The organism is Brevibacillus choshinensis (assembly GCF_016811915.1).
In the GTDB taxonomy this organism is placed as follows: Bacteria; Bacillota; Bacilli; order Brevibacillales; family Brevibacillaceae; genus Brevibacillus; species Brevibacillus choshinensis_A.
On record NZ_CP069127.1, the window covers coordinates 3,856,684 to 3,883,310 of the forward strand.

At 51.5% G+C, this 26,627-nt stretch carries 26 protein-coding genes; all 26 read right to left on the reverse strand.

The features are described from left to right. Positions 1-8: 8 nt before the first annotated feature. Entirely contained in the window at positions 9-272 is a 264-nt protein-coding gene (locus JNE38_RS19385; protein ID WP_203255253.1) for a YggT family protein, read from the reverse strand. A 30-nt stretch (positions 273-302) separates the two neighbouring features. Then, positions 303-722, reverse strand: a complete 420-nt coding sequence (locus JNE38_RS19390; protein WP_203255254.1) for a cell division protein SepF — start codon at positions 720-722, stop codon at positions 303-305. A 53-nt stretch (positions 723-775) separates the two neighbouring features. Then, the gene (locus JNE38_RS19395) at positions 776-1,465 is read right to left on the reverse strand and encodes a YggS family pyridoxal phosphate-dependent enzyme (RefSeq protein ID WP_428993733.1); all 690 of its coding nucleotides are present in this window, start codon (positions 1,463-1,465) and stop codon (positions 776-778) included. Positions 1,466-1,467: 2 nt separating this feature from the next. Beyond that, positions 1,468-2,316 (reverse strand): peptidoglycan editing factor PgeF, encoded by an 849-nt coding sequence (pgeF, locus tag JNE38_RS19400; RefSeq protein WP_203255256.1) that lies wholly within the window; start codon positions 2,314-2,316, stop codon positions 1,468-1,470. A 153-nt stretch (positions 2,317-2,469) separates the two neighbouring features. Continuing rightward, positions 2,470-2,754: a YlmC/YmxH family sporulation protein gene (locus JNE38_RS19405; RefSeq protein WP_203255257.1), complete on the reverse strand. Its 285-nt coding sequence runs from the start codon at positions 2,752-2,754 to the stop codon at positions 2,470-2,472. A gap of 192 nt (positions 2,755-2,946) precedes the next feature. Continuing rightward, positions 2,947-3,726: an RNA polymerase sporulation sigma factor SigG gene (gene sigG, locus JNE38_RS19410; RefSeq protein ID WP_055746724.1), complete on the reverse strand. Its 780-nt coding sequence runs from the start codon at positions 3,724-3,726 to the stop codon at positions 2,947-2,949. A gap of 147 nt (positions 3,727-3,873) precedes the next feature. Beyond that, complete coding sequence (gene sigE / locus JNE38_RS19415; protein ID WP_055746723.1) at positions 3,874-4,596, reverse strand: RNA polymerase sporulation sigma factor SigE; 723 nt, start codon at positions 4,594-4,596, stop codon at positions 3,874-3,876. 2 nt (positions 4,597-4,598) lie between these two features. Then, positions 4,599-5,561 (reverse strand): sigma-E processing peptidase SpoIIGA, encoded by a 963-nt coding sequence (gene spoIIGA, locus JNE38_RS19420; RefSeq protein WP_203255258.1) that lies wholly within the window; start codon positions 5,559-5,561, stop codon positions 4,599-4,601. A gap of 337 nt (positions 5,562-5,898) precedes the next feature. Continuing rightward, entirely contained in the window at positions 5,899-7,044 is a 1,146-nt protein-coding gene (gene ftsZ, locus JNE38_RS19425; RefSeq protein ID WP_203255259.1) for a cell division protein FtsZ, read from the reverse strand. 301 nt (positions 7,045-7,345) lie between these two features. Beyond that, on the reverse strand, positions 7,346-8,596 hold the full coding sequence (ftsA, locus tag JNE38_RS19430) for a cell division protein FtsA (protein ID WP_203255260.1): 1,251 nt from the start codon (positions 8,594-8,596) through the stop codon (positions 7,346-7,348). A 139-nt stretch (positions 8,597-8,735) separates the two neighbouring features. After that, positions 8,736-9,083, reverse strand: a complete 348-nt coding sequence (locus JNE38_RS19435; protein WP_055746719.1) for a small basic family protein — start codon at positions 9,081-9,083, stop codon at positions 8,736-8,738. A gap of 1 nt (position 9,084) precedes the next feature. After that, complete coding sequence (locus tag JNE38_RS19440) at positions 9,085-9,831, reverse strand: DUF881 domain-containing protein (protein ID WP_203255261.1); 747 nt, start codon at positions 9,829-9,831, stop codon at positions 9,085-9,087. A 19-nt stretch (positions 9,832-9,850) separates the two neighbouring features. Beyond that, the gene (locus JNE38_RS19445) at positions 9,851-10,561 is read right to left on the reverse strand and encodes a DUF881 domain-containing protein (protein ID WP_203255262.1); all 711 of its coding nucleotides are present in this window, start codon (positions 10,559-10,561) and stop codon (positions 9,851-9,853) included. Between the two features lie 22 nt (positions 10,562-10,583). After that, positions 10,584-11,378, reverse strand: coding sequence for a cell division protein FtsQ/DivIB (locus JNE38_RS19450; protein ID WP_203255263.1), 795 nt, complete (start codon positions 11,376-11,378; stop codon positions 10,584-10,586). A 144-nt stretch (positions 11,379-11,522) separates the two neighbouring features. Next, on the reverse strand, positions 11,523-12,779 hold the full coding sequence (gene murA / locus JNE38_RS19455) for a UDP-N-acetylglucosamine 1-carboxyvinyltransferase (RefSeq protein ID WP_203255264.1): 1,257 nt from the start codon (positions 12,777-12,779) through the stop codon (positions 11,523-11,525). A gap of 15 nt (positions 12,780-12,794) precedes the next feature. Further along, a complete protein-coding gene (murB, locus tag JNE38_RS19460) occupies positions 12,795-13,700 on the reverse strand; it encodes a UDP-N-acetylmuramate dehydrogenase (RefSeq protein WP_203255265.1) in 906 nt (301 codons plus the stop codon). Between the two features lie 107 nt (positions 13,701-13,807). Further along, a complete protein-coding gene (gene murG, locus JNE38_RS19465) occupies positions 13,808-14,911 on the reverse strand; it encodes an undecaprenyldiphospho-muramoylpentapeptide beta-N-acetylglucosaminyltransferase (RefSeq protein ID WP_203255266.1) in 1,104 nt (367 codons plus the stop codon). Positions 14,912-14,925: 14 nt separating this feature from the next. Then, positions 14,926-16,020, reverse strand: a complete 1,095-nt coding sequence (gene spoVE / locus JNE38_RS19470) for a stage V sporulation protein E (RefSeq protein WP_203255267.1) — start codon at positions 16,018-16,020, stop codon at positions 14,926-14,928. An 82-nt stretch (positions 16,021-16,102) separates the two neighbouring features. Continuing rightward, positions 16,103-17,449 carry a UDP-N-acetylmuramoyl-L-alanine--D-glutamate ligase gene (gene murD / locus JNE38_RS19475; RefSeq protein WP_203255268.1) on the reverse strand — a complete coding sequence of 449 codons (1,347 nt, stop codon included), beginning with the start codon at positions 17,447-17,449 and terminating at the stop codon, positions 16,103-16,105. Then, positions 17,446-18,417 carry a phospho-N-acetylmuramoyl-pentapeptide-transferase gene (mraY, locus tag JNE38_RS19480; protein WP_203255269.1) on the reverse strand — a complete coding sequence of 324 codons (972 nt, stop codon included), beginning with the start codon at positions 18,415-18,417 and terminating at the stop codon, positions 17,446-17,448. Before mraY ends, murD begins: the two co-directional genes overlap by 4 nt. A 43-nt stretch (positions 18,418-18,460) precedes the next feature. After that, positions 18,461-19,939 (reverse strand): UDP-N-acetylmuramoyl-L-alanyl-D-glutamate--2,6-diaminopimelate ligase, encoded by a 1,479-nt coding sequence (locus tag JNE38_RS19485; RefSeq protein WP_203255270.1) that lies wholly within the window; start codon positions 19,937-19,939, stop codon positions 18,461-18,463. Positions 19,940-20,059: 120 nt separating this feature from the next. Further along, positions 20,060-21,988, reverse strand: a complete 1,929-nt coding sequence (locus JNE38_RS19490) for a stage V sporulation protein D (protein ID WP_203255271.1) — start codon at positions 21,986-21,988, stop codon at positions 20,060-20,062. 62 nt (positions 21,989-22,050) lie between these two features. Further along, positions 22,051-24,531 (reverse strand): penicillin-binding protein, encoded by a 2,481-nt coding sequence (locus JNE38_RS19495; RefSeq protein ID WP_203255272.1) that lies wholly within the window; start codon positions 24,529-24,531, stop codon positions 22,051-22,053. A gap of 136 nt (positions 24,532-24,667) precedes the next feature. After that, a complete protein-coding gene (locus tag JNE38_RS19500; RefSeq protein ID WP_203255273.1) occupies positions 24,668-25,096 on the reverse strand; it encodes a cell division protein FtsL in 429 nt (142 codons plus the stop codon). Positions 25,097-25,134: 38 nt separating this feature from the next. Further along, complete coding sequence (gene rsmH, locus JNE38_RS19505) at positions 25,135-26,079, reverse strand: 16S rRNA (cytosine(1402)-N(4))-methyltransferase RsmH (RefSeq protein WP_203255274.1); 945 nt, start codon at positions 26,077-26,079, stop codon at positions 25,135-25,137. 17 nt (positions 26,080-26,096) lie between these two features. Then, complete coding sequence (gene mraZ / locus JNE38_RS19510; protein ID WP_203255275.1) at positions 26,097-26,528, reverse strand: division/cell wall cluster transcriptional repressor MraZ; 432 nt, start codon at positions 26,526-26,528, stop codon at positions 26,097-26,099. Positions 26,529-26,627 lie beyond the last annotated feature (99 nt).

Below are 26,627 nucleotides of genomic sequence, written 5' to 3' on the forward strand. Positions count from 1 at the left end.
TCACTCGCCTAGAGAAGTTTGGACAAGATGGAAAGCAGCCCGCTATAAGCCAGTTGCAACACGATCAAGGCGACAATCGGCGAAATGTCGATGAAGCCAAGAGTCGGGATGAATCGCCGAAACGGAGCCAAATACGGCTCAACCAAACGTTCCAGCAATTGACCAATTCCGGTCTCCCGCATTTGGGGAACCCAGGACATCAGTATGTAAGCAATAATCATGTACCGATAAACCGTAATCAAAAAATCTAGAATCGTCAGCAGGTAACCCATTCCCTCACCCTTTTTTCCGTTGTTGGCTCGCTATTCTTCCATGACACTGGAAATCGTACCTTGGATGTCCACGTGGTCAGGCGTGCAAACGAAAATCGTATCTCCGACTTTCTGAATATCACCATTCAAGGCGTAAACAGTCCCGCTTAAAAAGTCGATGATCCGCTTTGCCTGATCCTTTTCCACCCGGTGCAGGTTCACAACCACTGGCCTGCGGTGACGAAGGTTATCGGCAATGTCCTGTGCATCACTGTAATGACGGGGTTCACAGAGGATCAAACGAATCCCCTCCTTTTCCCGTGCTTGGAAGGGAACCACGTTGCTCGCTCTGCTAGGAACCGGCCTCTTATTCGCCGAATCGTGCTCTTCGTGTTCCTCTTCCACCGTCTCTTCGATGTACTCTTCGTTCTCAAGCCCCAAGAACCCCATCAATTTGTTCATAACTCCCATACTTTCTCCTCCTCTCTTGCGTCGCTGCTTGTGTCAGCTAGACAGGTCACCGATCAAGGCTTAACCAACACCGATCCCAGTCTGATATATGTAGCCCCTTCTTCTATCGCCACTTCAAAATCACTCGACATGCCCATGGACAACTCCTCCACATGTGCATGCGGGAAAGCCCATTCATTGATACGGTCTTTCCACTCATAGAGACCACGGAAAACGGGGCGCGCTTCTTCCTGATTTTCGACAACAGGCGCCATCGTCATTAATCCCACGATCTTTATATGTTTCATATTACTGGTTTCGCGTAAAAAAGCCAATACATCATTGGGACTAAGCCCAAATTTTGTCTCTTCTCCCGATATATTGAGCTGGAGAAAACAAGAAACGACTTGATTCAACGCTTCTCCTCTTTTGTTCAGCTCTTCCGCCAAGGACAATCGGTCCAGAGAATGAATGTACGGAAAACGTCCTACAACTTCTTTCGCCTTGTTGGTCTGCAAATGACCGATAAAATGCCAAATCCCTCGTTCTCCGCATTGCTCGTACTTGGGAATGCCGTCCTGCACGCGATTCTCCCCGATGTGTTCAATCCCAGCATCCAGCAAATCACGGATAGCATCTGCATCCACGTATTTCGTCACCGCAATGATTTTCACATCTTCGCGTTTTCGATTTACCCGGTCACATGCGGCCTGAATTCTTTTTTCTATGGTCTGCATCCGTTCTTTTAACAGTTCCATGTCCATACTCACGACGTTCTCCCTTTCTGGTGGCTGTTTTTCCATCCTATAAACGAAGCCATACGACCGGTAGTACCTGCAGCTCCCGCTTCTTTTCTATGGGAAAAGAACAAATCGGTTCGGCAGCTTGTACACCAGTCCGTGGTGGCAATATTCGCTTTTGAAATGCCTGCCTCGAGCAAAATTTCCGTGTTCAATTTGCGCAGGTCGAGCATGTATCGACCGTTCTCGGATGGGGATACGGAGCCTTCCCAATGCTTCGCACTCTCTCGCACTCGCTCCATGATTCGCTCATCTACCTCGTAGCAGCAGCCGCCAATGGAAGGTCCGATTGCGACGAGCAGCTTATCCCTGTTTGCGTGGTACTCCGTTTCAAACGCCTTGACCATTTCCTCGGCAATACGCCCGACCGTCCCTTTCCATCCTGCATGAGCGAGTCCGATCGCCCCGGAAGCAGGATCCAAAAAGAATAACGGAACGCAATCAGCGTAGAAGGACGCAAGCAGGACCTCCGCTTTTTCGGTGTACATTCCGTCTGTCCCCTGGATGACATTCTCCAGACTCTCCCTGCCGGCACCACTCGCCACCACGCGGCACACCTGATTCCCGTGCACCTGATCGGCGCATGTCCATGCTTCAAAAGGGAGCTGCAAATGCTCTGCCAGCGCCTTGCGATTGGTCACGACGTGCGCTGCATCGTCACCGACGTGCAACCCCATATTGAAAGACCCGTACGGTATTTCACTTACCCCGCCCGTGCGAATCGTAAACCCTGCGACTAAACCGGGAAATCTTTCTTCCCACTCCTGTAGATGCAAAAATGGCTTCTCCTCGGCCATGACAAACGGCTCTTTCATGTTGTCACCTTCCTCTTATGGCTTATCATACCATAGCGGAAATGATTAGAAAACTTGGCTACGCCAAGCATTGGTGGAGCCTTAGGGAAAACTTGACTCCGCCAAGGCGTGGCGGAGTCAATGAATTCCTATCGTTGAACCGCCTGCCTCTCCCTACTCTCTGTAATTCTCCGTGCCGGAGCCCCTTGCATCTACCCGGAGCGCTTCTTCCACCCGCACCAGCACGACATCTTTCCCGATTTTTACAATGTTGCGCCATGGAATCACAAAATCGTTCCCAGATGAGAAAAAGCCCAGAAACTTTCCCGGTCCCGGTACGACAATGGCCTCTACACGTCCGTGGCGCAGATCAATTTCCAGGTCGGAAATTTGACCGAGCCGCTTCCCATCCAAAATGTTCACCACTTCTTTGGTCTGGAAGTCAGAGATTTTTACCATTCTCCCTCACCTACTTTTCTCCGTTACTTGTAGTATATGAGTGGAGAATGGAATATTTCCCCTCTCCGCCAAAAACCTCTTGGGACTCCATCGTAACTGAGCCGATCCTTCAACTATGCCTGCAAAGAGGCAAATACATAAAAAAACCCGAACGGACGGGGCCGTCGGGACGAGTATGTCATCAATATGGCATTACGATTGCACGTGTTTTTGCATATGGGCGATTGCCGCTTTTTCTAGGCGTGAGACCTGAGCTTGTGAAATGCCGATCTCTTCAGCGACCTCCATCTGGGTCTTCCCTTCGTAGAAGCGCATCGACAAGATCATTTTTTCCCTGTCGCCCAGACGCTGCATGCCTTCACGCAAAGCGATCTCTTCTACCCATGTCACGTCCTTGTTCTTTTCGTCGCTGATTTGATCCATGACGTAGATCGGGTCTCCGCCGTCCTGATAGATCGGCTCGAACAAGGAAACAGGATCCTGAATCGCATCGAGAGCGAACACGACATCTTCCTTTGCCACGTTTAGTTCTTGAGAGATTTCTGTAATGGTGGGTTCGCGTGAATGCTTGTTAGTCAGATTGTCACGCACCTGCAAGGCCTTGTAAGCAATATCCCGCAAGGATCTGGATACGCGAATGGGATTGTTGTCACGCAGATAGCGTCGAATCTCACCAATGATCATCGGCACCGCATAGGTGGAAAACTTCACATTTTGACCGAGATCAAAGTTGTCGATCGCTTTCATCAATCCGATGCAGCCCACTTGAAACAGATCGTCTACGAACTCTCCACGATTGTTGAAGCGCTGAATGACGCTCAGGACCAATCGCAGGTTTCCGTTGACCAGTTTTTCGCGGGCTGCCAGTTCGCCGCTCTGCAAACGCTCAAACAGCTCTCTCATTTCTTTGTTGGTCAGCACAGGAAGCTTGGAGGTATCTACCCCGCATATCTCTACCTTATTGCGCGTCACGTCTTTCCCTCCTCGAAGCAAGAAAAAAGTCCCTAACCCGGTTGTCTTGAAAGGCCGCGTACTGACGCGTAGCCGATTCAAAAGTGGCAAAACCCACCATCTGTTTCGGTTTAGGAACAGTATCCCCCTCGGATGGGAAAATATGCGTTAGACCATTTTGTTGAATTCTTTTCGCAACCGTTTTATAATTCGCTTTTCCAATCGGGAAATGTACGACTGGGAGATGCCCAAAAGGTCAGCGACATCCTTTTGCGTCTTCTCTTCTTCTCCTGCGAGGCCAAAGCGCAGCTCCATGATGATCCGCTCCCGTTCGGACAATTTATCCAGCGCTTTTTTCAGCAGCTTGCGGTCCACCTGGTCCTCGATATTTTTATAGATCGTGTCGTTCTCTGTTCCCAATACATCGGACAGCAGAAGCTCATTGCCATCCCAATCGATATTCAACGGTTCATCAAACGACACTTCTGAACGAATTTTATTATTGCGGCGCAAGTACATCAGAATCTCGTTTTCAATACAACGGGAAGCGTACGTAGCCAGCTTGATGTTTTTGTCCGGATCAAAAGTGTTGACAGCCTTGATCAAACCGATCGTGCCGATACTGACCAGATCCTCGATATTAATCCCCGTGTTCTCGAACTTGCGAGCGATGTAGACGACCAATCGCAAATTGCGTTCGATCAGCATCCCGCGTACCGCCGGGTCACCAGAAGGAAGCCGCCCTAACAGGACCTCCTCTTCTTCCCTGGTGAGAGGCGGAGGCAAGGCTTCACTCCCGCCAATGTAATAGACTTCTTCAGCGCGTGCACCAATCCATAGCAGGAAACGATACCAGGTCAATTGGAGTTGTAGGCGAAGTTTTACGTACATGATTAGCCCTCCTGTTCGAGAATTAAGGTCGATTCTTGAGAATAGGTCTCCATCATTGCTGGATGCACGATGGCCTGATATTGCCCGTCTGCGGCCAACGGAATAGGGTTGAGGCCGATCAGCACCTTTTGGGTCTCATATCGGGTACTGCCTTGCTGGACGATGACGTGGTCGGGTTTGATGGCAAGTAAAAAATCCATGCCCCGCGAAACACTTCGATACGGAATCAGCCTGACTCGGGACTGCCACTCGATGGGGAGGTCTCCCCAGGATCCGTCCAGCTTCTCCCACACTCCACCGTTGTCATCGGTTTGTCGGAGAAGCGGCGGCGGCAGCAGATGTGCCAGCATGCGACTTTCCATGATCATGACTGGGATGCGCGTGATCGGTTCATGCAGCTGATTCCCTGTGTCCACAAGCCCTCGACAGATGACCTTCTCTCCTTGCAACGACACGACGACATCGACGAGAAAGGCTTCCATCTTACGGGGCTCCTGAATAGCTCGGTAGCTTTTTTTCCCCAGAAAGTAGATCATGGCGAAACCTGCGATGAGAATGAGCAGTGTCGGCTTGAATCCGACTCCGAATCCGTCGTTGTGCGTCACGACCAGTCCATGGACAATTTCATTTCGAGGAGCAAGGAAGTACTGGAGGCCAAAGACACCTCCGCCAAAGACAAATGCGACAAAGTAAAAAATGATCAGGTTCTGGGTGAAGCCGAGCAGTCTTCTGTTGCCAAAAGCGATCCAGAGCATGAGAATGGAAAAAAGCAGTTTGATCGACCACTGATACATCGAAGAAAACGCCGGGAAAAAGAAGAAAGCCAAATACGTACAACCAAACAAAGAAGCGACCAGCATTCTCCACCAAACCACGCGTTCTTTTCGAAAATAAGCGGTAAACCAGAGCAACATGGTATCAATAGCCATGTTCAGGAGTAGAATGATATCAAGATACACAACCATCTGCTTTTCACCTCCCCGCTCCCTCCCTCATCGCCAGCCAAATGAAAACTAGCTAACTGAAGATGCGCGGGGGACGCCGTGCTCATAATCGCCTTTTCCAAAAGACGTGCACTTCCTAGTAAATGCAGTATATATCAATGTGTATGTAAAATCTGTCAATTCTTGACGGTGTATTTTTGGATTTTTTGTAGAAGATTTATTTCACTATCATTCTCTCTTTTTTCAATCTGAACAAACAAATGAAGGCCCCTCCTTCCTTGGAAGCCATTCCTAGTGCATAACGAAAAAAAGACCTCATTCCCTAATAGGGACAAGGTCTTTTGTCTGTCGTGGCAGCCTATTTTTTGTTGCGGCGACGATTACGCAGGAACGCTGGAATATCCAGATTGTCCAGATTGCTCATAGAGAAGAAAGACTTGTCATCTTCCTCTTCTTTGGCACGGCTAGTCTGCGTATTGGAGACAGGCGTCGGTCTGTTGCTGGACGGATTGACTTGCTGCTGCGGACGGCGCGGTGCTTCCGTTCTATGCACTTGATCAAAACCAGTAGCAATCACAGTCACGACCAATTCGTTTTTCAAATCCTCGTTGATGACGGCACCGAAAATCATGTTTACATCTGGGTCTGCTGCAGAAGAGACAATGTCTGCGGCTTCGTTCACTTCATACAGACTCAGGTTTGTACCGCCGGTAATGTTCATAATAACTCCGCGCGCCCCATCAATCGAGGTTTCCAAAAGTGGGCTGGAGATGGCACGACGAGCAGCTTCTGCTGCACGGTTTTCTCCACTGCCTATGCCGATCCCCATCAAAGCGGAGCCGCGTTCGGTCATAATGGTTTTTACGTCAGCAAAATCGAGGTTGATCAGACCAGGTGTAGCAATTAGGTCTGAGATCCCTTGAACACCTTGACGCAAGATATTATCCGCCTCACGGAACGCTTCGAGCATTGGCGTGTTTTTATCGACGATTTCCAGCAAACGATCATTTGGAATCACGATCAGCGTGTCGACTTTTTCTTTCAGCGCAGCAATCCCGGCTTCACCGTGCTGGGACCGCTTGCGACCTTCAAACGAGAAGGGACGGGTAACGACGCCTACTGTCAGTGCGCCCAATTCTTTAGCGATTTCCGCCACTACCGGTGCAGCACCGGTACCCGTACCTCCGCCCATACCAGCTGTAACGAATACCATGTCTGCTCCGCGCAGCGCATTTTCAATCAGATCGCGGCTCTCTTCCGCAGCCTTTTTCCCTATTTCAGGGTTGGCGCCCGCTCCGAGGCCACGAGTCAATTTTTCACCGATTTGCAGCTTGATGTCCGCACTGGACAATTGGAGTGCTTGCGCATCTGTGTTCAAGGTGATAAATTCTACCCCTTGCACACCGCCAGCGATCATTCGGTTCACAGCGTTGCTTCCGCCGCCCCCGCATCCAATTACCTTAATTCGCGCAAAGGATTCCAAATCCATATCAAATTCCAGCATAGTGCTAGTCCTCCCCAATTCAACATAAGAAAGCTCCGTGTCTGCTTGCAGCCTTTGGCAAAAACAAAGCAACATTTCGTTGATTCTTTCCACCTTTTGCAGAAAACGAAACATTCCATTTTTCGCCATCGTCATAATTACAGCAGCAGCCGACATGTAGAAAACCTCGTACGAGGCATGCTCACAGATGAGCGACCGTGTTTAACGGAAAGTTTTACCGATAAACCCAGTCCAAGATGCAAAGGCACTTTGACCAGCACTTTGGAGTTTTTAAACGATCGCTTAAAAATACCTACACGTTTTAAATAAACTCACTGAACCAGTTTTTCACCTTTTCCATCAAACCATTGCCGTCTTTCGGCTTGGCCACGGTTTGTTTCTGGGTGCCTTTGAATGAGGGGGTCACGCGAACGCTACGGCGCTCCATCAACTGCAAGGCATATTGAATCAAACCTACCCCGGTGGTGTAGGCAGGATCCCTGACTCCAATATAATCCGGAATGGCGATACGGACAGGTGCATCCAGTTCTTCTTTTGCCAGCTCTAACATGCCAGGCATCGCAACCGTACCGCCTGTCAAAACATAGCCTCCCGCGATTTCGTCACGGAAACCCATTTTGTAGACAGCATCTTCTACGAGTTGGAATATTTCCGCAGCACGCGGCTCAATGATACTGGCCAAATCCACTTGCGTAAACTGCTTTTCGACATCGCTGCCGATACGGTTGACTTTGAATTTCACGTCTTCAGACGCTTCGTCGATCAAAGCACAACCATTTTTCGTCTTTACTCGATCTGCTACATCCGTATGGGTGCGCAAGCCCAGCGAAATGTCGCTGGTAATGTGGTCGCCACCGATGCCGATTACGGTGGTAGCTGCCAGTTTTCCCTGTTCAAAAACACCGATCGTGGTAGAACCCGCACCGATGTCGACTAAAACGACACCCATGTTTTTGTCATCCTTGGAAAGAGCTACGGTACTGGCCGCAAGCGGTTGAAGGAAAATTCCAGCAACGCGCAGATTCGTCCTCTGGGCGCAACGAACAATGTTATGTACAACCGTTTTCAAACCGGTCACAATGGTTCCTTCCATTTCCAGTCGGACACCGATCATTCCGCGTGGGTCTTTTATACTACCTTGCCCATCAACAATATACTCCTTTGGAACGACCTCGATAATTTCTCTGTCCGGCGGGATGGCAACAACCTTTGCTGCTTGAATAACGCGTTGGATGTCTTCTTCTCGTATCTCACGGTCTTCGCTGGATACAGCGACAACCCCTTGTGTTTCATGCAGCTCAATATGATTCCCAGTGATACCGACATACACTTCTTCGATCGAAACGCCAACCATGCGCTCTGCATGGTCAACTGCTTCCCGGATGGCATGCACGGTTTGGTCGATGTCGACAATCACGCCCTTTTTAATGCCCTCTGAGTGCGATTGGCCGACGCCGATGATGTTGATGGAACCGTTGTTGATTTCGCCGATCATTACGCGTACCTTGGATGTTCCAATATCTAGGCTGACGATGAGTTCGTTGCTTACCAAACCTGTGACACCTCCCCTGCTACGACTTTTATTTTGCTAAAGTGAGAACACCTGCATAATTTATTCCACACAGGACAACCATTCCCTTTTTTTCATCTTTATTTTTTGTAAAAATATGACCATCTTCCCATTTTTTATTCTAATCCTGCTGGTTAATCCAACGGGATAGAACAATCCTCCTAATTACTGCCAGATTATTGAACAAGCGCACACCGAACGCGACGATCGCTGCCAAGTAGAGATCGATCCCCAAAAATCCGCCAATAAAAGCAAGACCGGCCGCAAAGAGCGTATTGAAAAAGAATCCGGAAAGGAAAATCCGAACATTGAACGTACGCTCCAGGAACGAACGAATCCCACCAAAGATTGTATCCAAACCGGCCAACAAGGCAATGGAAAGGTAGCTGCTATATTCCTGAGGCACACGCCAATCCAGCAAAAAGCCGACAGCGAGACCGACAATCAGTCCGAAAAGCGGGAGCCACATGTTACGAATCTCCTTTTTCTTTTACAGGTTTCATATATTGGATGGTACGTGGTTCGTTATTGGCAGAGATCATAAGCTTGTCCCTTTTTTCCGCGACCACCTTTTTATTTGCGAGCTGGAAGTTCTCTTCGACGCCTTCGAGCTTCAGTGCTGACAGCAAAACTTCCGGGTCTCCCAGGGCTTTCAGCTCGTAAGGAGGCTGAATGGTTCGGGTATCGATCTGAATGACTTCCCCCACATTGCGGATGGCGGTTGTGGAAATCAGCCTATGACCATTGATCGATACAGCCTGGGCACCATTCGCAAACAAGATGTTGACGAGCCACCGCAAATCTTCATCGTCGATCGTATATTCACTGACGACAGGCGCGGTCATATTTTCGTCCAGAATGTGCGCGTCGGGAATTTGCGCATCGACCACTTCGAGTACGACGCCCTGACCCTCCATCGCGACCATTCCTGCCATCCTGCGATTGCGTGCCAGCTCCTCTTTCATGACGGAGATGCTCTCATCTTCGCTCAGCGAGGTTTCGTACTGGTAGTACAGCTGATTGTACTTGGAAATATCCGCGAGCAGGTTTTTATGCTTCTCCAGCTCCTTCTGCAAGGTCGTACGGAGCTCTGCGATACTTCGAGACTCCTTGTGCACGGGGTGCAGGCTGCTTCTGAGCTGTACGGTCAACATCACACCTATGATAGCACTAATAATGGCAAGAATAAATGTGATTTTACGGCTTTTTTGTAACATGGGTAAACGCATCCTTCAACTAGGAGTGTTTGGTTTTGGAGTCGCCGACAAATGCAGGCAACTGAACGTGGTCCTTTTTGGCTACATCAATCTGAACAAAGTCTTGTAAGGAGTGCAAAACGCCTCCCGGGAGATTCAACGCGCTCTCCATCGTGCCGGGATCCCCGATGGCTGTCACGACAAACGGCGCCGCAGATTTGATTCCATTTACAATAATCGTCGGTCCCACGCAGCGAATGGAAGAGTTGCTGACCAGTCTCTGCCCATTGATGCTGATGGCTTCTGCACCGGCCGCCCGCAGCTCGTTTACCACCAGACGGACATCTTGCTCGTGGACGATGTAATTGGCGATGTCCGCGTTGCTCGCAGCATTCTGGCTGTCCTGCATCGTAATCACGATCCCTGGACCTTCTACCGCCACTACTCCGGCCAGCATACGCGCCGCTTCAAGCTGACCGAGTGTATCCGCGGCTTCCGATTTACGCTCAGCCATCGCCTCTTCTACTTTACCCACCTGACGCTGCAGATCAATCAGTTGATTTTCCAGATGTCTGTTTTGCTCTTTTTCTGACAGAATCCGGTCGTTGAGTTGGGTTTCCTGCTGAAACAACTGGTCGTTGTACCGCTCCTTGCGCGTCAATTTTGTGGTCTCAATCGATGTCGCGACCAGAAATCCGGTGCAGAACGTCACGACAGTTAAATACAGATGAAATTTGCGACGTCGACTCATGGTCTGCTTTCCCCTTTATTGATTACTGCGGCTTTTGGGATTGATCCTCTGTCTGCTGGAGTGGAACAGCTTCACCCCCAGCCCCGTATGGTACAAACCAAGGCTGCTCAAACAGAGACAGGACCCCTTTTGACCCTTTTGGCAGTTCCTTCACGATCTCCGGATACCAGTTCAGCATCTTGTCCAGCTTGTAGACAACGCTGCGAACTTCATTGCCGTCACGCATGAACAAGGTGACTCGCTGCTTATCGTAGACAGTCGGTGTCAGTGTGATATCCGATATTTCTCCCAATACGGATGGTGAGAGCTTGGACAGCGACTTGGCCAGGTTTGGCAGCAGCTCTGGCGATGCCCACGAGCTGATCAAGGGCCTGTCCACCACACGATTAGCAAAATTGATCTCCTTGAGCACAAAGCCATTCTCCAGAAGCGGGTAGCGGCTCCCGTCCTGACCGTTCCAGAATGCCACCCTTTTTTGTTCCTTGACGTGCAATTGGATGACACCCGGGAAGGATCGGCTGACCGTTACCTCCTTGATGCCCTCCAGTGGAAGCAGGCTTTTTTGAACACTGCCCTCCCAAACATTCAGAAACTGCATATCCTTCTTCAAGCCAGATTGCGCAATAATCTGTTCCGCCGGATAGATGTCGTTGCCAAACACCTGTATTTCCTGCACTTTGCTGTAAGGAGAGCGTATAAAGACAATGATGAGTACGATTAAAAAAAACAGCACGAGCAGAAAGACCAATTTGCGGTTCCCCCTGCGGCGGGGGCGCTGCTGCTTGACTTGCGGAATGCGTTCCTCGTATGCCGCCATGACCCTATCCTTCCTCATCCATGCTAGGCTGTCGCCCGCGGATAATTTCTGATCACTTGAAATAATTGGATTGGATTGGAATATATGTAATGATACAAAACAGGGAAAGCGGCATAGCACTATGCCGCTTAGCTTTCCCAACGATTACACCGACACCCGCGATATGCCGGCGCCCAGCTGACTCAGTTGCTGCTCGAGACGCTCATATCCCCTGTCGATATGATGGATCTGACCCACAGTCGTCGTCCCTTCTGCAGCAAGACCTGCAAGAACCAGTGCTGCTCCAGCCCGAAGATCTGTCGCCTCCACATTCGTCGCTGTCAGCTTGTTGACGCCGCGAATGATCGCCGATCCCAAATCCACATATATGGAGGCGCCCATTCGCGCCAATTCATTCACATGTTTGAATCTTCCTTCAAAAATCGTTTCCTTGATCACGCTTGTTCCCCTGGCCTGTGACAAAAACACCATAAGCTGCGCCTGTAAATCAGTCGGAAATCCCGGAAACGGCGAAGTGATGATCCGGTCGTAGGCGCGTGGACGCGCTGTGCTTTTGATCTCCATTATATCATGGCGGGTCTTGATTTCAACACCGCAGCTACGAGCCACTTCAATCAATGCAGTGAGATGCTCCGGCAAGGTATTGGTCAATTCCACATGCCCTTGCGCAACCCCCACTGCCAATAGAAAGGTTCCAGTGACAATTCGATCCGGAATGATTCGATAACTGACTGAACGCAATTTGGGAACACCCGTGATTTCGATCGTATCGGTACCCGCTCCACGGATCCGTGCGCCCATCGCATTCAGGAAGTTTTGCAAATCAATGATTTCCGGTTCTCTCGCTGCATTGCAGATACGGGTCGTTCCTTTTGCCAAAACCGCTGCCATCATAATGTTTTCCGTCGCACCCACACTGGGGAAGGATAGAAAGATATTGGTTCCGCGCAATTGCTTCGCTCGAAAAGTAATGTACCCCTCAGATTCTTCCATTTTCGCTCCGAGCGCTGTCAATCCGGATAAATGCAAATCAATTCTGCGCTCCCCGATGTCACAGCCGCCCGGTCTGGATATCGTGACTTCCCCCAACCTCGCCAGGAGAGGGCCAGCCAGAAAAATGGAAGATCGCATCTGACTCATCAAATGATCCGGTACCAGCGGAACGGAGACAGACGCTGTGTCCAGATCGACGCAACCGTCCTCGTATTTCGTTTTCGCCCCAAGAGAGTCCAAGATTTCTAACATCACCTTGATATCTTTCAGATGGGGGACATCATAGATATAGAATTGCCCTTCCGCGAGAACAGCAGCAGCAAGGATGGGAAGAGCAGCGTTCTTAGCTCCTTGGATCCGAAGCGAACCGGACAGAGGTCTTCCGCCTTCGATCGCAAAAGTCTCCAAACTTTCACCTCCGTGTTACCCCTCGCCCACCACCAGGACTTCCGGATGCATGTCAATCCCGAACTGACTTTGGATCGTGCTCCGTACGTAATTGATCAAGGTGAGGACGTCGGTAGCCGTGGCTCCTCCGCAATTGACAATGAAATTCGAGTGTTTTTCCGAAACTTGAGCTCCACCGATTTTGTAGCCCTTCAGCCCAGCCGCTTCGATCAGGCGGCCCGCATGATCTCCCGGAGGATTGCGAAACACGCTACCGGCGCACGGCATTTGCAAAGGCTGCGTCAAACGTCGGCGTTCCTTGTTCGAAGCGAGCGTAGCAGCAATCTCCTTGCGATCGCCCCTGCGCAATTGGAAGCGCGCCTCGAGCACGATCCCCTTCCTCTTTTGCAAGAGAGAAGTCCGATAACTGAAGCTCAATTCCTCGTTGGTCAACACTCTCCTTTCTCCGTCTTCAAAGAGGATCTCGGCATCAATGAGAATACGTGAAAGATCAGATCCGTGCGCACCTGCATTCATGTAGACGGCACCGCCTACCGTACCAGGAATTCCTCCCGCGAACTCCATTCCTGTCAATCCCATCTTTCCCGTTTCCATCGCCAGGCGGATCATGGAATATCCGGCACCCACACACACCTCTTCGCCCCTGAACTCGCAGTGACTCAAACCCTCAGCCACCTTGAGCACGGCCCCGCGTATCCCTCCGTCCCTCACCAGAAGGTTGGAACCGCGCCCGATTACACTCCAAGGAATTTCATGACGATGGATCATTTGCAAAGCTGCCTGCAAGGAGTCTTTATCCTTGGGCTGGATTAACAAGTCAGCAGGACCCCCGATCCGCCAAGTCGTATGATTGGCGAGAGGTTCATCGGTCCACACTTTGTCGATACCCGCTTGCAACAGCTCATCTGCGATTTGTTTCATCTGTGAACCTCCTGATACACATGCTTGCTAGGTCGGACCTAGTTCTTATCACGTGTTTGCTCCATACTATGCGCCCGCCCAGAGCGGCGTGACAATCGCCCATCTGTTCATTTTTTTCGAGCGATTGAACGCAGTTGTTCGACGATATCTGTTGCTGCTTTCGGCATCCCGAGTGACAAGGAGCTTTTTCGCATCTCTTCCCAGCGCTTTTGGTTATTCAAGAGCTCTGTCAACGCCTGGAGCAGAGATTGCCCATTCAGGTCACGCTCGACGATCACTTGCGCAGCCCCTGCACGTTCAAGTCCGCGCGCGTTCTTTTCCTGGTGGTTGTTGGTCACGTACGGGGACGGAATCAGAATCGAAGGTACCCCGAGCGCCGTTACCTCTGCCAGTGTCGACGCGCCTGCGCGGCTTACCAGCACATGCGTCGCTGCCAAAACATCCGGCATATTGTGGACGAAAGAAAGAACGGAAAGGTTGCCGGGAAGGCTTTCCATTTCCTTCAAGGAAGTCGAGATTTTTTCGTAATGAACGTCCCCCGTCACATACACGAAATGCGTATCGGGAAAAGCAGACATGTGCTCGACCATGGCCAATACGGCCTCATTGATGGCACGAGCCCCCCGACTGCCGCCGAAGATCAGCACGATTTTTTTGCTGGCATCCACACCTAAAAAGCGGCGTCCAGCCTCTGCGTTCCCATGCATGACCTCTGTCGCGCGAGGATTTCCCGTCAGCACGGTTTTCCCAGCAGGAAAGAAGGCGAGTGACTCGGAGAACGACACGGCAACCTTGCTTGCTGATCGAGACAAAAATTTGTTCGTCAATCCGGGAACCACGTTTTGCTCGTGAACGAGTGTAGGAATCCCCAGCTTGGCTGCAGCATAAACGACCGGCCCGCAGACGTAGCCGCCCGTACCGATGACGACATCCGGCTGGAACTCGCGAAGCATGCGCTTGGCGTCTGAAACCGCGCGGATAAACTTCCATACGGTTTTCACATTATCGAGACTGAGCTTTCTTTTCAGCCCACTGATTTCGACAGATTGAAAAGGAATATCAGCCCTCGGAACCAACTGGGCTTCCAACCCTTGCTTACTACCGATATACAAAAAGGCAGCCTGCGGATTTTGGCGAGAAACCTCCCTCGCCACCGCAAGCGCCGGATAAATATGTCCACCTGTGCCACCGCCTGTTAGGACGACGCGCATATCTACTCACATCCTTATCTAGAAAAACGGGAAATGTTCAACAGGACTCCCACGCCTGTCAGCATCAACGTAAGAGAGGAACCCCCGTAGCTTAAAAATGGTAGTGTAATTCCGGTAACGGGAAACATCCCTGTCACAACGCCGATGTTGATGATTACCTGGATGGCGATCATTCCGATGATCCCCAGTGCCAGCAAGCTGCCGAACAAATCTGGTGCCGTAATGGCTGTTCTCATTCCTCTCCACAAGAGCAAGAGGAACAGCAGCAGAATCAGTGTCCCGCCAATAAAGCCCAATTCTTCTGCCACGATGGAGAAGATGAAATCGTTGTAAGGCTCAGGGAGGTACAAGTGCTTTTGTCTGCTTTGTCCCAGCCCCAGTCCGAGCAGACCACCAGGTCCAATCGCGTAGAGGGACTGGATGATTTGATAGCCTGTATTCAATGGGTCGGACCAAGGATCCAGGAAGGAAGTGATCCGCTTGATCCGGTAAGGGGCTGAAAGGATCAACCCGATGAATCCAGCTACGCCAACCATCCCAAGTGCTGCAAAATGACTGATTCTTGCACCAGCTGCAAAAATCATGACGATCGCAGTGCCGGTCAAAACCGTACCTGTCCCCAAGTCAGGCTGCAGCATGATCAATCCGAAGCAAGCCATCGGGATAGCCAGCGCTGGAACGAGACCTTTTCGGAACAAGACAATCTGCTTTTGGTTGTCCGAGAGCCAGCGGGCCAAAAATGCGACGACACCCAGCTTGGCAAACTCTCCGGGCTGAATACCGAACGCGCCAAATCCAAGCCAGCTCTTGGAACCGTTGACCTCAATCCCTATGATCAATACGAGAATGAGCAAGCCGATGCTTGCATAGAATCCCGGCTTGGCCCATTGCTTCCAGACCCAGTAATCGATATTCATCGTGACATACATGGCTGTGATACCGAGCAGCGCAAAAATCAGCTGCCGTTTGGCAAAGAAGTAAGGGTCGTTGAATGGCGCTTTTTGCGCGACTATCGCACTCGCACTATACACCATCACGATGCCAATTCCTAATAAAAAAAGTGTTGCAAAAATAATTACGAAGTCGGGAGCTGAGCGAACCTTGCTCATAGTGCCAGGTCATCCTTTCTCACGCGTCCCGCTCTTCGCTTTCCGTTCTACCTGTTGTGCGGGGACGATATGCTAGGCTTGTTTACAGTCTATGCACGCCGTCCTTAAACATGCTCCCCCGCACTTCAAACGAAGGAAACATGTCCCAGCTCGCACACGCCGGGCTGAGCAAAACCACATCTCCCGCGTCAGCAAACTGCGAAGCAGCAAGAACGGCTGCCTCCACAGTATCGACACGGATTCCCTCGTTAATCCCTGCTTCTTTCGCTCGCTCGAGCAAAATTGGCGCCGTCTCCCCTAGAGCAACTACCGCTTTCACGCGGCCGCGGATGACAGGAACCAGCTCCTGAAAATCGATTCCCCGATCCAGCCCTCCGCAGATCCAGACAATCGGCTCCTTGCACGCCTGCAGCGCTCTGGATGCCGCTTCCGGATTCGTCGCCTTGGAATCGTTAAAGTACTTTACCCCGTTTTTGACAGCGACAAACTCCATCCGATGCTCCACGCCAGGGAACGTGGAAAGAACCTGCGCGATGGATTGCTTGTCCGCACCCGCCAGCATCGTCACGATGACTGCCGCCAGGGCATTGTCCACATGAGGTACGGTTATGTCATCGGCTGCGATGATTTCTTCCCGATTCCCTTCACCATCCACGAAGACGATCATGCCTTGATCCACAAACGCTCCGCGCGGCACCTCCGACGTCTTGCTAAAGTAGTACGTGCGTGCACTGGGATTGCATTTCTCCCGCACTTCCAGTTGATCATAAGGCAAAATCGCTGCATCCTCTGCTGTTTGATTGGCAAACAGCTTACCTTTAGCCGCGAGGTATTCATCCATCGTGTGGTGGTAATCCAGATGGGCAGGGTACAGGTTCAGCAGGACGCCGATGCGCGGTCGAAACTCCCGGGTCCCCATCAATTGAAAGCTGCTCAGCTCCGCAACCAGCCATTGATCGGGCTCGGCCACTTCGGCCAATCCGCACAGGACGGTGCCGATGTTCCCCCCTACCATTGCGTCAATCCCAGCTTCTTTCAGGATCAGTCCAACCAGCGTCGTGGTGGTCGTCTTCCCGTTGGAACCGGTAATCCCAATGATCGGAGCCTTGGCGATTTGATAGGCCAGCTCGACCTCGGTTACGACCGGAATGCCAAGCTCCACTGCTTTGGCTACCGGAGGAGCCTCGTAGGGAATGCCCGGATTTTTGACGACCAGAGATACCCCGGAATGAATCAGATCATCGGGGTGGTATCCACAAATGACAGGAATTCCGAGCGCCTCCAGCTCCTCTGCACCCGAAGCCTCTTCCCTTGGCTTTTTATCATTCACGACGACATTCGCACCAAAGCGGTGGAGCAGTTTTGCCACTGCCACACCGCTTTTCGCCATTCCTATTACTACCACATGTTTATGCTGATAGCGATTCATCTGATTGTCACCACCTCGAGGTATACACCCAGTCCGGCAAAGAACATGCCTACGAGCCAGAACGTCACGACTACTCGCCACTCTGACCAGCCTGTCAGTTCAAAGTGGTGGTGAAGCGGACTCATCCGGAAAATGCGTTTGCCTCTGGTTTTAAAGGAAACGACTTGCATGATGACGGAGAGCGTCTCGACGACGAAGACTCCGCCGATGATCGCGAGCAACAGCTCTGTTTTTGTCATGATGGCGATCCCCGCCAAGGCACCGCCCAATCCCAGCGATCCCGTATCCCCCATGAATACGCGCGCAGGGTGAGCATTGAAAACGAGGAAGCCGAGAACAGCGCCGACGACAGCTGCGCTGAAGATGGCGGTGTCATAGTCCTGACCGAACCAAGCGATGATGGCATACGCACCAAACGCGATGGCTCCCGTGCCTGCCAAGAGGCCGTCCAGCCCGTCTGTCAGGTTGACGGCATTCGTCGTTCCCACCAGCAGGAACAAGAGGAACGGGAAGTAGAAGTAGCCAAGCTCCAGCTTCCAAGGAGTTCCTGGCAAATGCAAGGAAGTATCATGCCCCATAAGAATCAGCAGGATGTACGCCCCTACCGCCAGGAGAATTTGCCCTGCAAACTTTTGCCTTGCAGTCAGTCCCAAATTTCGCTTCTTTTTGATTTTGATAAAGTCATCCAGGAAACCAATCAGTCCGTATCCAAGCGTCACCAGTAAGAGGAAGTAAATTTCCATGTTAGCATTGGCAAACTTTAACACGGTAAAAATGAGTGCCAAAAGAATGATGGTTCCGCCCATGGTAGGGGTACCCGCCTTCTTTTGATGGGAATTCGGCCCTTCTTCCCGAATCGCCTGCCCAAATTTGAGGCGGCGAAGTACCGGGATAAAGAGCGGACCAATGAGTACGGCAATGAGAAACGCGGCGACGATCGTGACGATGAGTACGTTGTCAGCGAACATGCCCGAACCTCCTTTCTCCGATGCTACTTAATCGCATCTGTCTCTATTCTTGGTTGTACGTGGCGATCGCTTCCCGCGCAACTTCACGGTCGTCAAACGGCAGTACTTGATCTTTGATGATTTGATACGTTTCGTGTCCTTTTCCTGCGATCAGTATGACATCGCCTGGTTTTGCCTCTGAAACCGCGTAGTTGATGGCTTCACGCCTGTCAGCTATGGCGATATAGCGATCTTTTGACACTGCTGCGAGGCCGGCAAGCATGTCATCCAGGATGGCTTGCGGCTCCTCGGAGCGTGGGTTATCTGACGTTAAGACGGTCCGATCTGCATATCTCGTTGCAATCTGAGCCATAATCGGGCGCTTGGTCCGATCCCGGTCCCCGCCGCAGCCCACGATGCAAAAAGTACGCTGCTTCGCAAATTCCTTTACCGTCATGAGCGCATTTTCCAGACTGTCTGGTGTATGCGAATAATCGACGAGAACGGCAAACGGCTGTCCCGCATCTACAGCTTCGAAGCGTCCGTTTACCCCTGCGACTTCCTCCAGGCTGTTTTTAATTTCTTCCAGCGAAATACCTTCCGCCAGCGCTACCGCTGTCGCAGCCAGCGCATTGTACACGTTGAACTTGCCCATCAGCTTGAGGTTCATCCGGACATTGCCCGCAAAGGTCTCCACGGTAAAAGAGGTCCCTCTGCTGGTGATTTCGATGTCCGTCGCATGAACGTCTGCCGCACGATCGATTCCGTAAGTCAGGATTCGAGCGGGGGTCACCGTCGCGTACAGCTCGGAAGCTTCGTCATCTGCATTCAAAACTGCCGTTTTCAGCCGATCCGGTTCATAGCTATTGCCCAATTGGGAAAACAGCAGGGATTTGGCATAGCGGTAGTTTTCCATCGTCTTGTGATAGTCCAGATGATCTTGCGTCAAATTGGTGAAGACTGCGGTATGTACATTGCAGCCACGTACGCGCCCCATTTCCAGCGCGTGGGAAGAAACCTCGATGATCGCGTATTCCGTATTTACATCACGCATCCGGCGAAAGCTCTTCTGCAGATCCAGCGCATCGGGCGTCGTGTTTTTGACGTCTTCTGTGACATCGCCGATCCGCATGTGAATCGTGCCGATCAGTCCGGTCTGCTTGCTTTGGTCGCGCAAAATCTTGTCGATCAAGTGCGTGGTGGTTGTCTTGCCGTTCGTCCCCGTCACACCGATCAGCTTCAGTTCACGCGTGGGAGAGCCGTAAAAACGGTCAGCCAGCATGGCCATTGCCCTCCGGGTATCCGGAACTTTGACAATAGTCGCTGGCACGTCCAAATCTTTTTCGGATAGTACGGCAACGGCTCCTCTTTGAACCGCTTGGGCCGCAAACGAATGTCCATCCACGGTATATCCAGTCAGACAAACAAACAAATAGCCGGGTTTTACCTGGCGCGAGTCTGCTGTCAAACCTGTAATCTCCATGCTGTCATCCCCTGCAATCGTAACCGGCAGCAGAGGCATGAGCAGATCCCGTAGAAACATGAAACAGGCACCCCATTCTCCAACTAGTATAGACAAAAATTTGGTGATTTGTACAAAGGCGGAGGCAGAGTGCTCGTAGTGAAGCCTACTCCCCTCCGCCTTCGAAATCTCATTTTATAGCTAATTGCTCAATTTGTCACCAAGGTAGATGCGAATTTTTCCGCCGTCATCGATTTTCACACCAGGTGCCGGTGACTGCTGGATGACGTACTTTCCTTTGCCTGAAACAACTAGTGGCAAGGTCTCATAAGTGGTCGCGACATCCTGCATCGTTTGACCTACCATGTTAGGCACCTCAATCGGACTTTTTTCACCTAGAGCCTTGTTGAGTTCTTTTGGAATCCCATCTTTTCGTTTCGGAACCCCCAAATGCTGCAGCGACGATTCGATAATGCTCCTCACGCTCGGCGCTGCAATCAGACCGCCGAATGCCAAGGCTTTGGGGTTGTCGACCGCGAAGTACACGACGATTTGCGGATCGTCTGCCGGAGCAAACCCGATGAAGGATACGATGTACTCTCCATCCATGTAACGCCCGTCCTTGACCTTTTGGGCTGTCCCTGTCTTTCCGCCTACCCTGTATCCTTCGATGTACGCCTTGTTCCCCGTCCCCTGTGCCACGACACTCTCCAGCGCATAACGGACTTTTGCGGAAGTCTCCGGTGTAATGACTTGGCGGACCTCAGTCGGGAGCGTCCTGCCCACTACATCATGGGTCACGCTGTCCCGCCATTCTTTGGCAACGTAGGGCTTCATCAGTTTGCCGCCGTTGATCGCAGCGGAGACTGCCGCCATTTGCTGGATGGGCGTAACCGATACGCCCTGGCCAAATGAAGTCGTCCCCAGCTCAACAGGACCTACCCGATTGAGGTTGAACAGCAGGCCGTTCTCCTCACCGATCAAATCCACGCCAGTCTTTTGCCCGAAGCCGAATTTCTTGATGTAATCAAACAGTCTCTCTTTTTGCAGCCTCTGACCCATCGTCACAAACCCGGGGTTGCAGGAGTTCTCCACGACTTCCAGCATCGTTTCCTGGCCGTGCCCCTGGCGCTTCCAGCAGCGCAGACGTTTTCCGGCAACGGTGATGTAGCCCGGATCGTAAAACCCTTCATTCAGGTTGACTACCCCTTCATTGAGCGCTGCTGCCAGAGTAACAATCTTGAAAGTGGACCCTGGCTCGTATGTTTTCCAGATGGGAAGATTGCGGTTGTACACCTCGGATGGGTAGTCCCTGTACTGGTCAGGCTGAAACGTCGGCCTGCTTCCCATCCCTAATATTTCTCCCGTTTTTGGATTCATCGCAATAGCCAAGACGTCATCCGGCTGATAGGCGACTACTGCCTGATCCAGCTCTCTTTCGATAAACGATTGGATGCCGCTGTCCAGTGTCAGATACATGTCCATTCCATTCACCGGTGCCACATATTCCTCTGATCCGCCAGGCATCACTCGGCCCTTTGCATCAGAAGGGAAGGAAATATGTCCCTCCGTTCCTTTCAAAAAGGGATCGTAGATGCGCTCCAGCCCTGTCAGCCCTTGATTATCAATCCCCGTGAAGCCGAGGATGTGCGCTGCCATCGTCCCGTTCGGATAAAAGCGCTTGGTATCTCCTGCCAAGTATATGCCTGGCAAATTCAACTCTTGAACCTTCTTGGCCTTTTCCGGTGAAATCTTTTTGCCGCCAGGGATCTGGTCATTGCTCATCCCTTTTTTCGTGATCGCTTTAAAGACTGCTTCTTCCGGCTGCTCTAAAATGACCGCAAGCTTCTTGGCTGTCTCACGCGGATCCTTCAGCTGTGCCGGAACAGCAACGATCGTAGGTACGCTGACATTGGTGACAAGCTCGTTTCCTTCGCGGTCGAGAATCCGTCCCCGATTTGGCTTGAACTTGATTTCGCGATCCAATAAATTGTCTGCCATCTGCGCCAGCTTGGGACCCTCTATCAATTGCACATACCCGAGTCGGGTGATAAGAGCGCAGTACATCACGATGCCGATAATCAGTGCGACGAAGATACGACGACGAACAGTTGCATTGGATACCCGCAAAGCGAGTCCCCCCTCGAATAGGTTGTCTCTTTTACCCTATTCGTCGGGGGGACGACTTAGAACTATGGACTTGTACTCGCACCGGACTGGCTAGATTGGTTAGACTGGTAGGATTCGCCAGTCTGTCCCATTCCGTTGTCATTCGGAGTTCCTGTCGGATTTACAGGCGTGGAAGATCCTCCAGTCGTTCCTGCTCCTCCGGAAGCCCCTCCCGCGGGGGTGTTTGCGGTTGTCCCTGCTGGGTTCGTAGTGCCAGGGGGCACCATGCCTCCCTGCCCCTCCCCCGTACCCGATTGGCTTGTGGATGATGCAGGCGGCTCTGATTCGGAACGCAGGGTAACTTGCAGTTTTTCTGATCCTGTGAGGACTGTCCCTGCCGGAATGCTCTGCGAGGCGACGAAGCCTGCACCTGTTGCTCTGACCGGGATGTTCACCAGCGAGCTGAATTCCATCACATCACGCAGCGACTTGCCTGTGAAATCCGGCATTTTGGAGCCTTTGACGCGATCCGTCACCAGAACGACCTGACTTCCTGACACTACCTTTTCATAGGGAGCCGGGTATTGCTCGACAATTTTGGTTCCCGTACCGATGACAGACACGGTCAGCTTGTCCTGCTTCGCCCGGAGTTGAGCTGCCGTATTGGACATCCCCACAAACTTCGGCAGGGTCACTTCCTGAACGGGTTGCGATGCCTGTGCTGCTACTTGCGCTTTTCCTTTATTCGACGATGCCGATTTGGCAGCTTGAATGTCCGGCTGCTGCTGCAGGTACTGCAGACTGCGCTCCATGACGGATTTGAAGATCGGAGCGATGATCGTTTTCCCCCAAGTCCCGTACCATTCATCGGTTGTCGGGTCATCCACCACAACGTAAACCAGCAGTCTCGGATTGTCTTTCGGAGCGAAACCGATAAAGGAAGCGAGGTAATGACCTTCCATGATCTTGCCCGTATTGGGGTCGTATTTTTGCGCGGTACCCGTTTTCCCCGCCACATGATAACCCTCGATCTGGTAGGATTTCCCTGTACCGGCATCCCCTGATACGACTGTCTCCAGAATGTCCCGCGTCTGCTTGGCGGTCGCTTCGCTTACAACGCGGCGCACTACCTCACGTTCTGTTCGTTTTACGACGGCGCCGGTATGCGGATCGCGCAATTCTTTCACAATGTGAGGCTTGAGCAGTTCACCGCCATTTGCGATCGCCCCTACTGCCGCAATCTGCTGAATGGCCGTCACGGTTACACCCTGTCCGAACGTAGTAACCGCCCAGTCACGCGGAGACTGCGGTTTTTCGAGGTTGATCAGGTTTCCTTTTTTCTCGTAAGGAAGCTCGATGCCCGTCAAAGCCCCAATTCCAAATTTTGAGAAGTATTCCTTTAGCTTCTCAAGCTTTAATTTTTCGTAACCGAGAATCACAAAGATAACGTTACTGGAGCGCTGCACGCCTTCCAGGTAGCTGATGCGGCCCCACCCTTGCCCATTGTTGTGGTCACGGATCGGAATCTGCCCTTTGATCGTGTATGTACCGGAATTGTACGTATCATTCGGATTGAACAAGCCTTCTTCGATCGCCGCGGCCAGCGTGATGATCTTAAAGGTCGAACCCGGCTCAAACATCGACGTAACGGCGTGGTTCGTATAGTTCGTAATCCCGTTGTAGTACGTATTCGGATTGAACTGGGAGCGGTTGCCCATCGCCAAGATCTCACCCGTCTGCGGATCGGACACCACGACCGTCAGTCCTTTTGGCTTGAAATCTCGCTCTGCTTTGTCCAGCGCTTGCTCTACGTAATCCTGGATCTGGCGGTCAATGGTCAGATAGACGTTATCGCCATCCTTTGCCGGCTTGTACTTCCTCTCGCCATCTGGCAGCTGGTAGCCTGCACCGTCCGTCATGACCTCCATCTCCCCTTTTTCACCGCGCAATTCCTTGTCTAGCTGAAGCTCGATCCCCATTTTCGGCTGTTCATCCAAGTCCAGGTAACCGAGAACATGTGCGGCGAAGCTGTTGTTGGGATAGAAGCGGCGAGTCGTTTCCGTCAAGTAAATCCCCGGCAGCTGATTGTTTTCCACCTGTTCCCCGCTTGGAAGCTTCGGAAACTGAGCATCCTGAATCAGCTTTTTCTGCTCTTCCGTAATCTTGCTGCCGTATCGGCCGAGCAGTACCACTTTGGAGTTTTGCTTGGTCAGCGGCTTCAGCAGCTCGTCTACGGGAGCATTCAAAATTTTGGCCAAGGTTGTAGCCGTATAATAAGGATCTTTCACAAAATCCTGATCCTTATCATTTTGCGGCTTTAGCCGTGCGTTCACGGTATACGCCTTACCTTCGTAGGCGAGAATTTCACCATTGCGGTCCATGATGGCTCCGCGCTTAGGCTTGAGCGTTTTGGCCCAATCCCACTGCCCGCTCGCGTAATCCATGATCTTGGCTGCATCTACAGTCTGGATCCACCAGACGCGAAAGCTCAACCCGGAGAATACCAGGATCAAACACAGGGCAAAGATGAGAATTCGCCAGTTCACGCGTCGTTTCGCTTCCATGCTACCTCACTCCATCACGACTATGATCGTCGCTCATTGCTTGCGACTTCACTTCTTTAACTATCATCGGTAAATATGCCCTTCCCGATGGAGGGGATAGTAAGAAAAAATGTTACCGCGATTGACGCTAGTAACATTATGGTAATGGTTGTTTCGATTGTGTAGAAGGAAGGGAGCTCGCTTTCACTTTTTCCCCACTCTTGGCCTGGCCGATGACGTGGACGGCATCAGGATTGAACACCATCCCTTGTCGTTCCGCCTCGCTCTGAATGCGATCCCGATTGCTCATTTGCTCAATTTGCAGCTTCACCGCCGCATTTTTTTCTCCCAAAAGCCGATTCTCTTTTTTCGTACTCTGAATGTCGTAGTTGTATTGAGAAATTTGGGAGTAACGCACTCCCACCAGACCCAGACCAATGACAGTCAATGAGATAAAGAGCAAATACAACAGCTTTTCTCCCGTCGGAATCGTCGGCTTGATCCGGATGGTTCGTTTGGTTTTCGTTACGGTTCGCGATTTCTGTTCCAATTCCACAGCAAGATTACCGCGGTAGTAATAGCTCATCGCCTTTTCTCTCTCCTTTTCCCGTTAGTGCCGCCTGCTTATAGCTTTTCCGCTACTCGTAGCTTTGCGGATCGCGCACGCGGGTTCGCTTCCAGCTCTTCTTCTGAAGGCAAAATTGGCTTGCGTGTAATGACTTTCACTGTGGCCTCATTTCCGCACGCGCAGATCGGAAAGGACGGCGGGCAAGTGCAGCCTTTGGACAGTTCCTGATAGACTTGCTTGCAGATCCGGTCTTCTAATGAATGGAAGGTGATGACGCTCACTCTGCCTTCCGGACGGAGAACACTGATGGCATCAGCGACCGCTTCCTTGAAAGCATTCAATTCATCATTCACTGCGATACGGATCGCTTGAAAAGTTCGTTTGGCAGGATGAGGTCCTGTGCGCCGCGCAGCCGCAGGAATTCCTTCCTTGATCAGCTCTACCAGCTCACCCGTTGTCTCAACAGGCTTTTTGGCACGGTATTGAACGATTTGCCGGGCAATTCGCCGGGAAAATTTCTCTTCACCGTACTCCCAGATGATCTTGGCAATCTCTTCTTCGTCCCATTCATTGATGATGTCGTAGGCGGTCAGTGGAGCCTGCTGATCCATTCGCATGTCCAGCGGTGCATCGGCATTGTAGCTGAATCCACGCTCTCCCTCATCCAGCTGCGGGGAAGAAACACCCAAGTCAAACAGGATCCCGTCTACTCCATCCAATCCCAAATCACTAACGATATCCTTGATATGGCGAAAATTGCTCTTCACCAGCGTGACTCTATCCATCACAGAAGACAAGCGATCGCGTGCGTTGTTCAAAGCCCAATCGTCCTGATCGATCGCAATCAGTCTTCCGCCTTCCGTCAGTTGGGAAGCGATCAGGCTGCTGTGCCCTGCTCCACCCAACGTACAATCCACGTATATTCCGCCTGGCCGAATGTTCAGTCCGGCGACAGCTTCGTCCCGTAATACGGTTACATGATGAAACGACAAGATCGTCACTCCCGTTCTTCTAGCTGCTACAAATCAAAATCAACCAGCTTCTCGGCAATATCGCCGAAAGAGCCCTCAGACTGGGCGAAGTAATCCTCCCAGCGCTCTTTGCTCCATACCTCCACACGATTGGATACCCCGATGACGACGCATTCCTTTTGCACGCCAGCGTGATCGCGCAGATTCTGTGGTATATTTACCCTTCCCTGCTTGTCCCACTCGCATTCGGTCGCACCAGAAAAGAAGAAACGTGTGAAAGCACGTGCATCCGCCTTGGTAAAGGGAAGTGTTTTGAGTCGTTCCTCGAGCTGCTTCCATTCTTCCATAGGGTAGGCAAACAAACACTGGTCCAAACCGCGGGTCATCACGAAGGTAGTTCCAAGCCCTTCACGGAATTTGGCTGGGATCGTCAGGCGGCCTTTTTCGTCGATGCTATGCTGGTATTCCCCCATGAACACGCCCTAGTCCCCCACTTTCCTACCGAGTGGCTCCACTTTCCCCCACTTTTCCCCACTTTGATGCCTACTTGTTATTATAAAAAAAAATCCTGCATTTGT

Coding starts and splice junctions, on each gene's coding strand:
- JNE38_RS19385 (WP_203255253.1), bottom strand. CDS start 272: ATGGGTTACCTGCTGACGATTCTAGATTTTTTGATTACGGTTTATCGG.
- JNE38_RS19390 (WP_203255254.1), bottom strand. CDS start 722: ATGGGAGTTATGAACAAATTGATGGGGTTCTTGGGGCTTGAGAACGAA.
- JNE38_RS19395 (WP_428993733.1), bottom strand. CDS start 1,465: ATGGACATGGAACTGTTAAAAGAACGGATGCAGACCATAGAAAAAAGA.
- pgeF (WP_203255256.1), bottom strand. CDS start 2,316: ATGAAAGAGCCGTTTGTCATGGCCGAGGAGAAGCCATTTTTGCATCTA.
- JNE38_RS19405 (WP_203255257.1), bottom strand. CDS start 2,754: ATGGTAAAAATCTCTGACTTCCAGACCAAAGAAGTGGTGAACATTTTG.
- sigE (WP_055746723.1), bottom strand. CDS start 4,596: ATGTACGTAAAACTTCGCCTACAACTCCAATTGACCTGGTATCGTTTC.
- spoIIGA (WP_203255258.1), bottom strand. CDS start 5,561: ATGGTTGTGTATCTTGATATCATTCTACTCCTGAACATGGCTATTGAT.
- ftsZ (WP_203255259.1), bottom strand. CDS start 7,044: ATGCTGGAATTTGATATGGATTTGGAATCCTTTGCGCGAATTAAGGTA.
- JNE38_RS19435 (WP_055746719.1), bottom strand. CDS start 9,083: ATGTGGCTCCCGCTTTTCGGACTGATTGTCGGTCTCGCTGTCGGCTTT.
- JNE38_RS19440 (WP_203255261.1), bottom strand. CDS start 9,831: ATGTTACAAAAAAGCCGTAAAATCACATTTATTCTTGCCATTATTAGT.
- JNE38_RS19445 (WP_203255262.1), bottom strand. CDS start 10,561: ATGAGTCGACGTCGCAAATTTCATCTGTATTTAACTGTCGTGACGTTC.
- JNE38_RS19450 (WP_203255263.1), bottom strand. CDS start 11,378: ATGGCGGCATACGAGGAACGCATTCCGCAAGTCAAGCAGCAGCGCCCC.
- murB (WP_203255265.1), bottom strand. CDS start 13,700: ATGAAACAAATCGCAGATGAGCTGTTGCAAGCGGGTATCGACAAAGTG.
- murG (WP_203255266.1), bottom strand. CDS start 14,911: ATGCGCGTCGTCCTAACAGGCGGTGGCACAGGTGGACATATTTATCCG.
- spoVE (WP_203255267.1), bottom strand. CDS start 16,020: ATGAGCAAGGTTCGCTCAGCTCCCGACTTCGTAATTATTTTTGCAACA.
- murD (WP_203255268.1), bottom strand. CDS start 17,449: ATGAATCGCTATCAGCATAAACATGTGGTAGTAATAGGAATGGCGAAA.
- mraY (WP_203255269.1), bottom strand. CDS start 18,417: ATGTTCGCTGACAACGTACTCATCGTCACGATCGTCGCCGCGTTTCTC.
- JNE38_RS19485 (WP_203255270.1), bottom strand. CDS start 19,939: ATGTTTCTACGGGATCTGCTCATGCCTCTGCTGCCGGTTACGATTGCA.
- JNE38_RS19495 (WP_203255272.1), bottom strand. CDS start 24,531: ATGGAAGCGAAACGACGCGTGAACTGGCGAATTCTCATCTTTGCCCTG.
- JNE38_RS19500 (WP_203255273.1), bottom strand. CDS start 25,096: ATGAGCTATTACTACCGCGGTAATCTTGCTGTGGAATTGGAACAGAAA.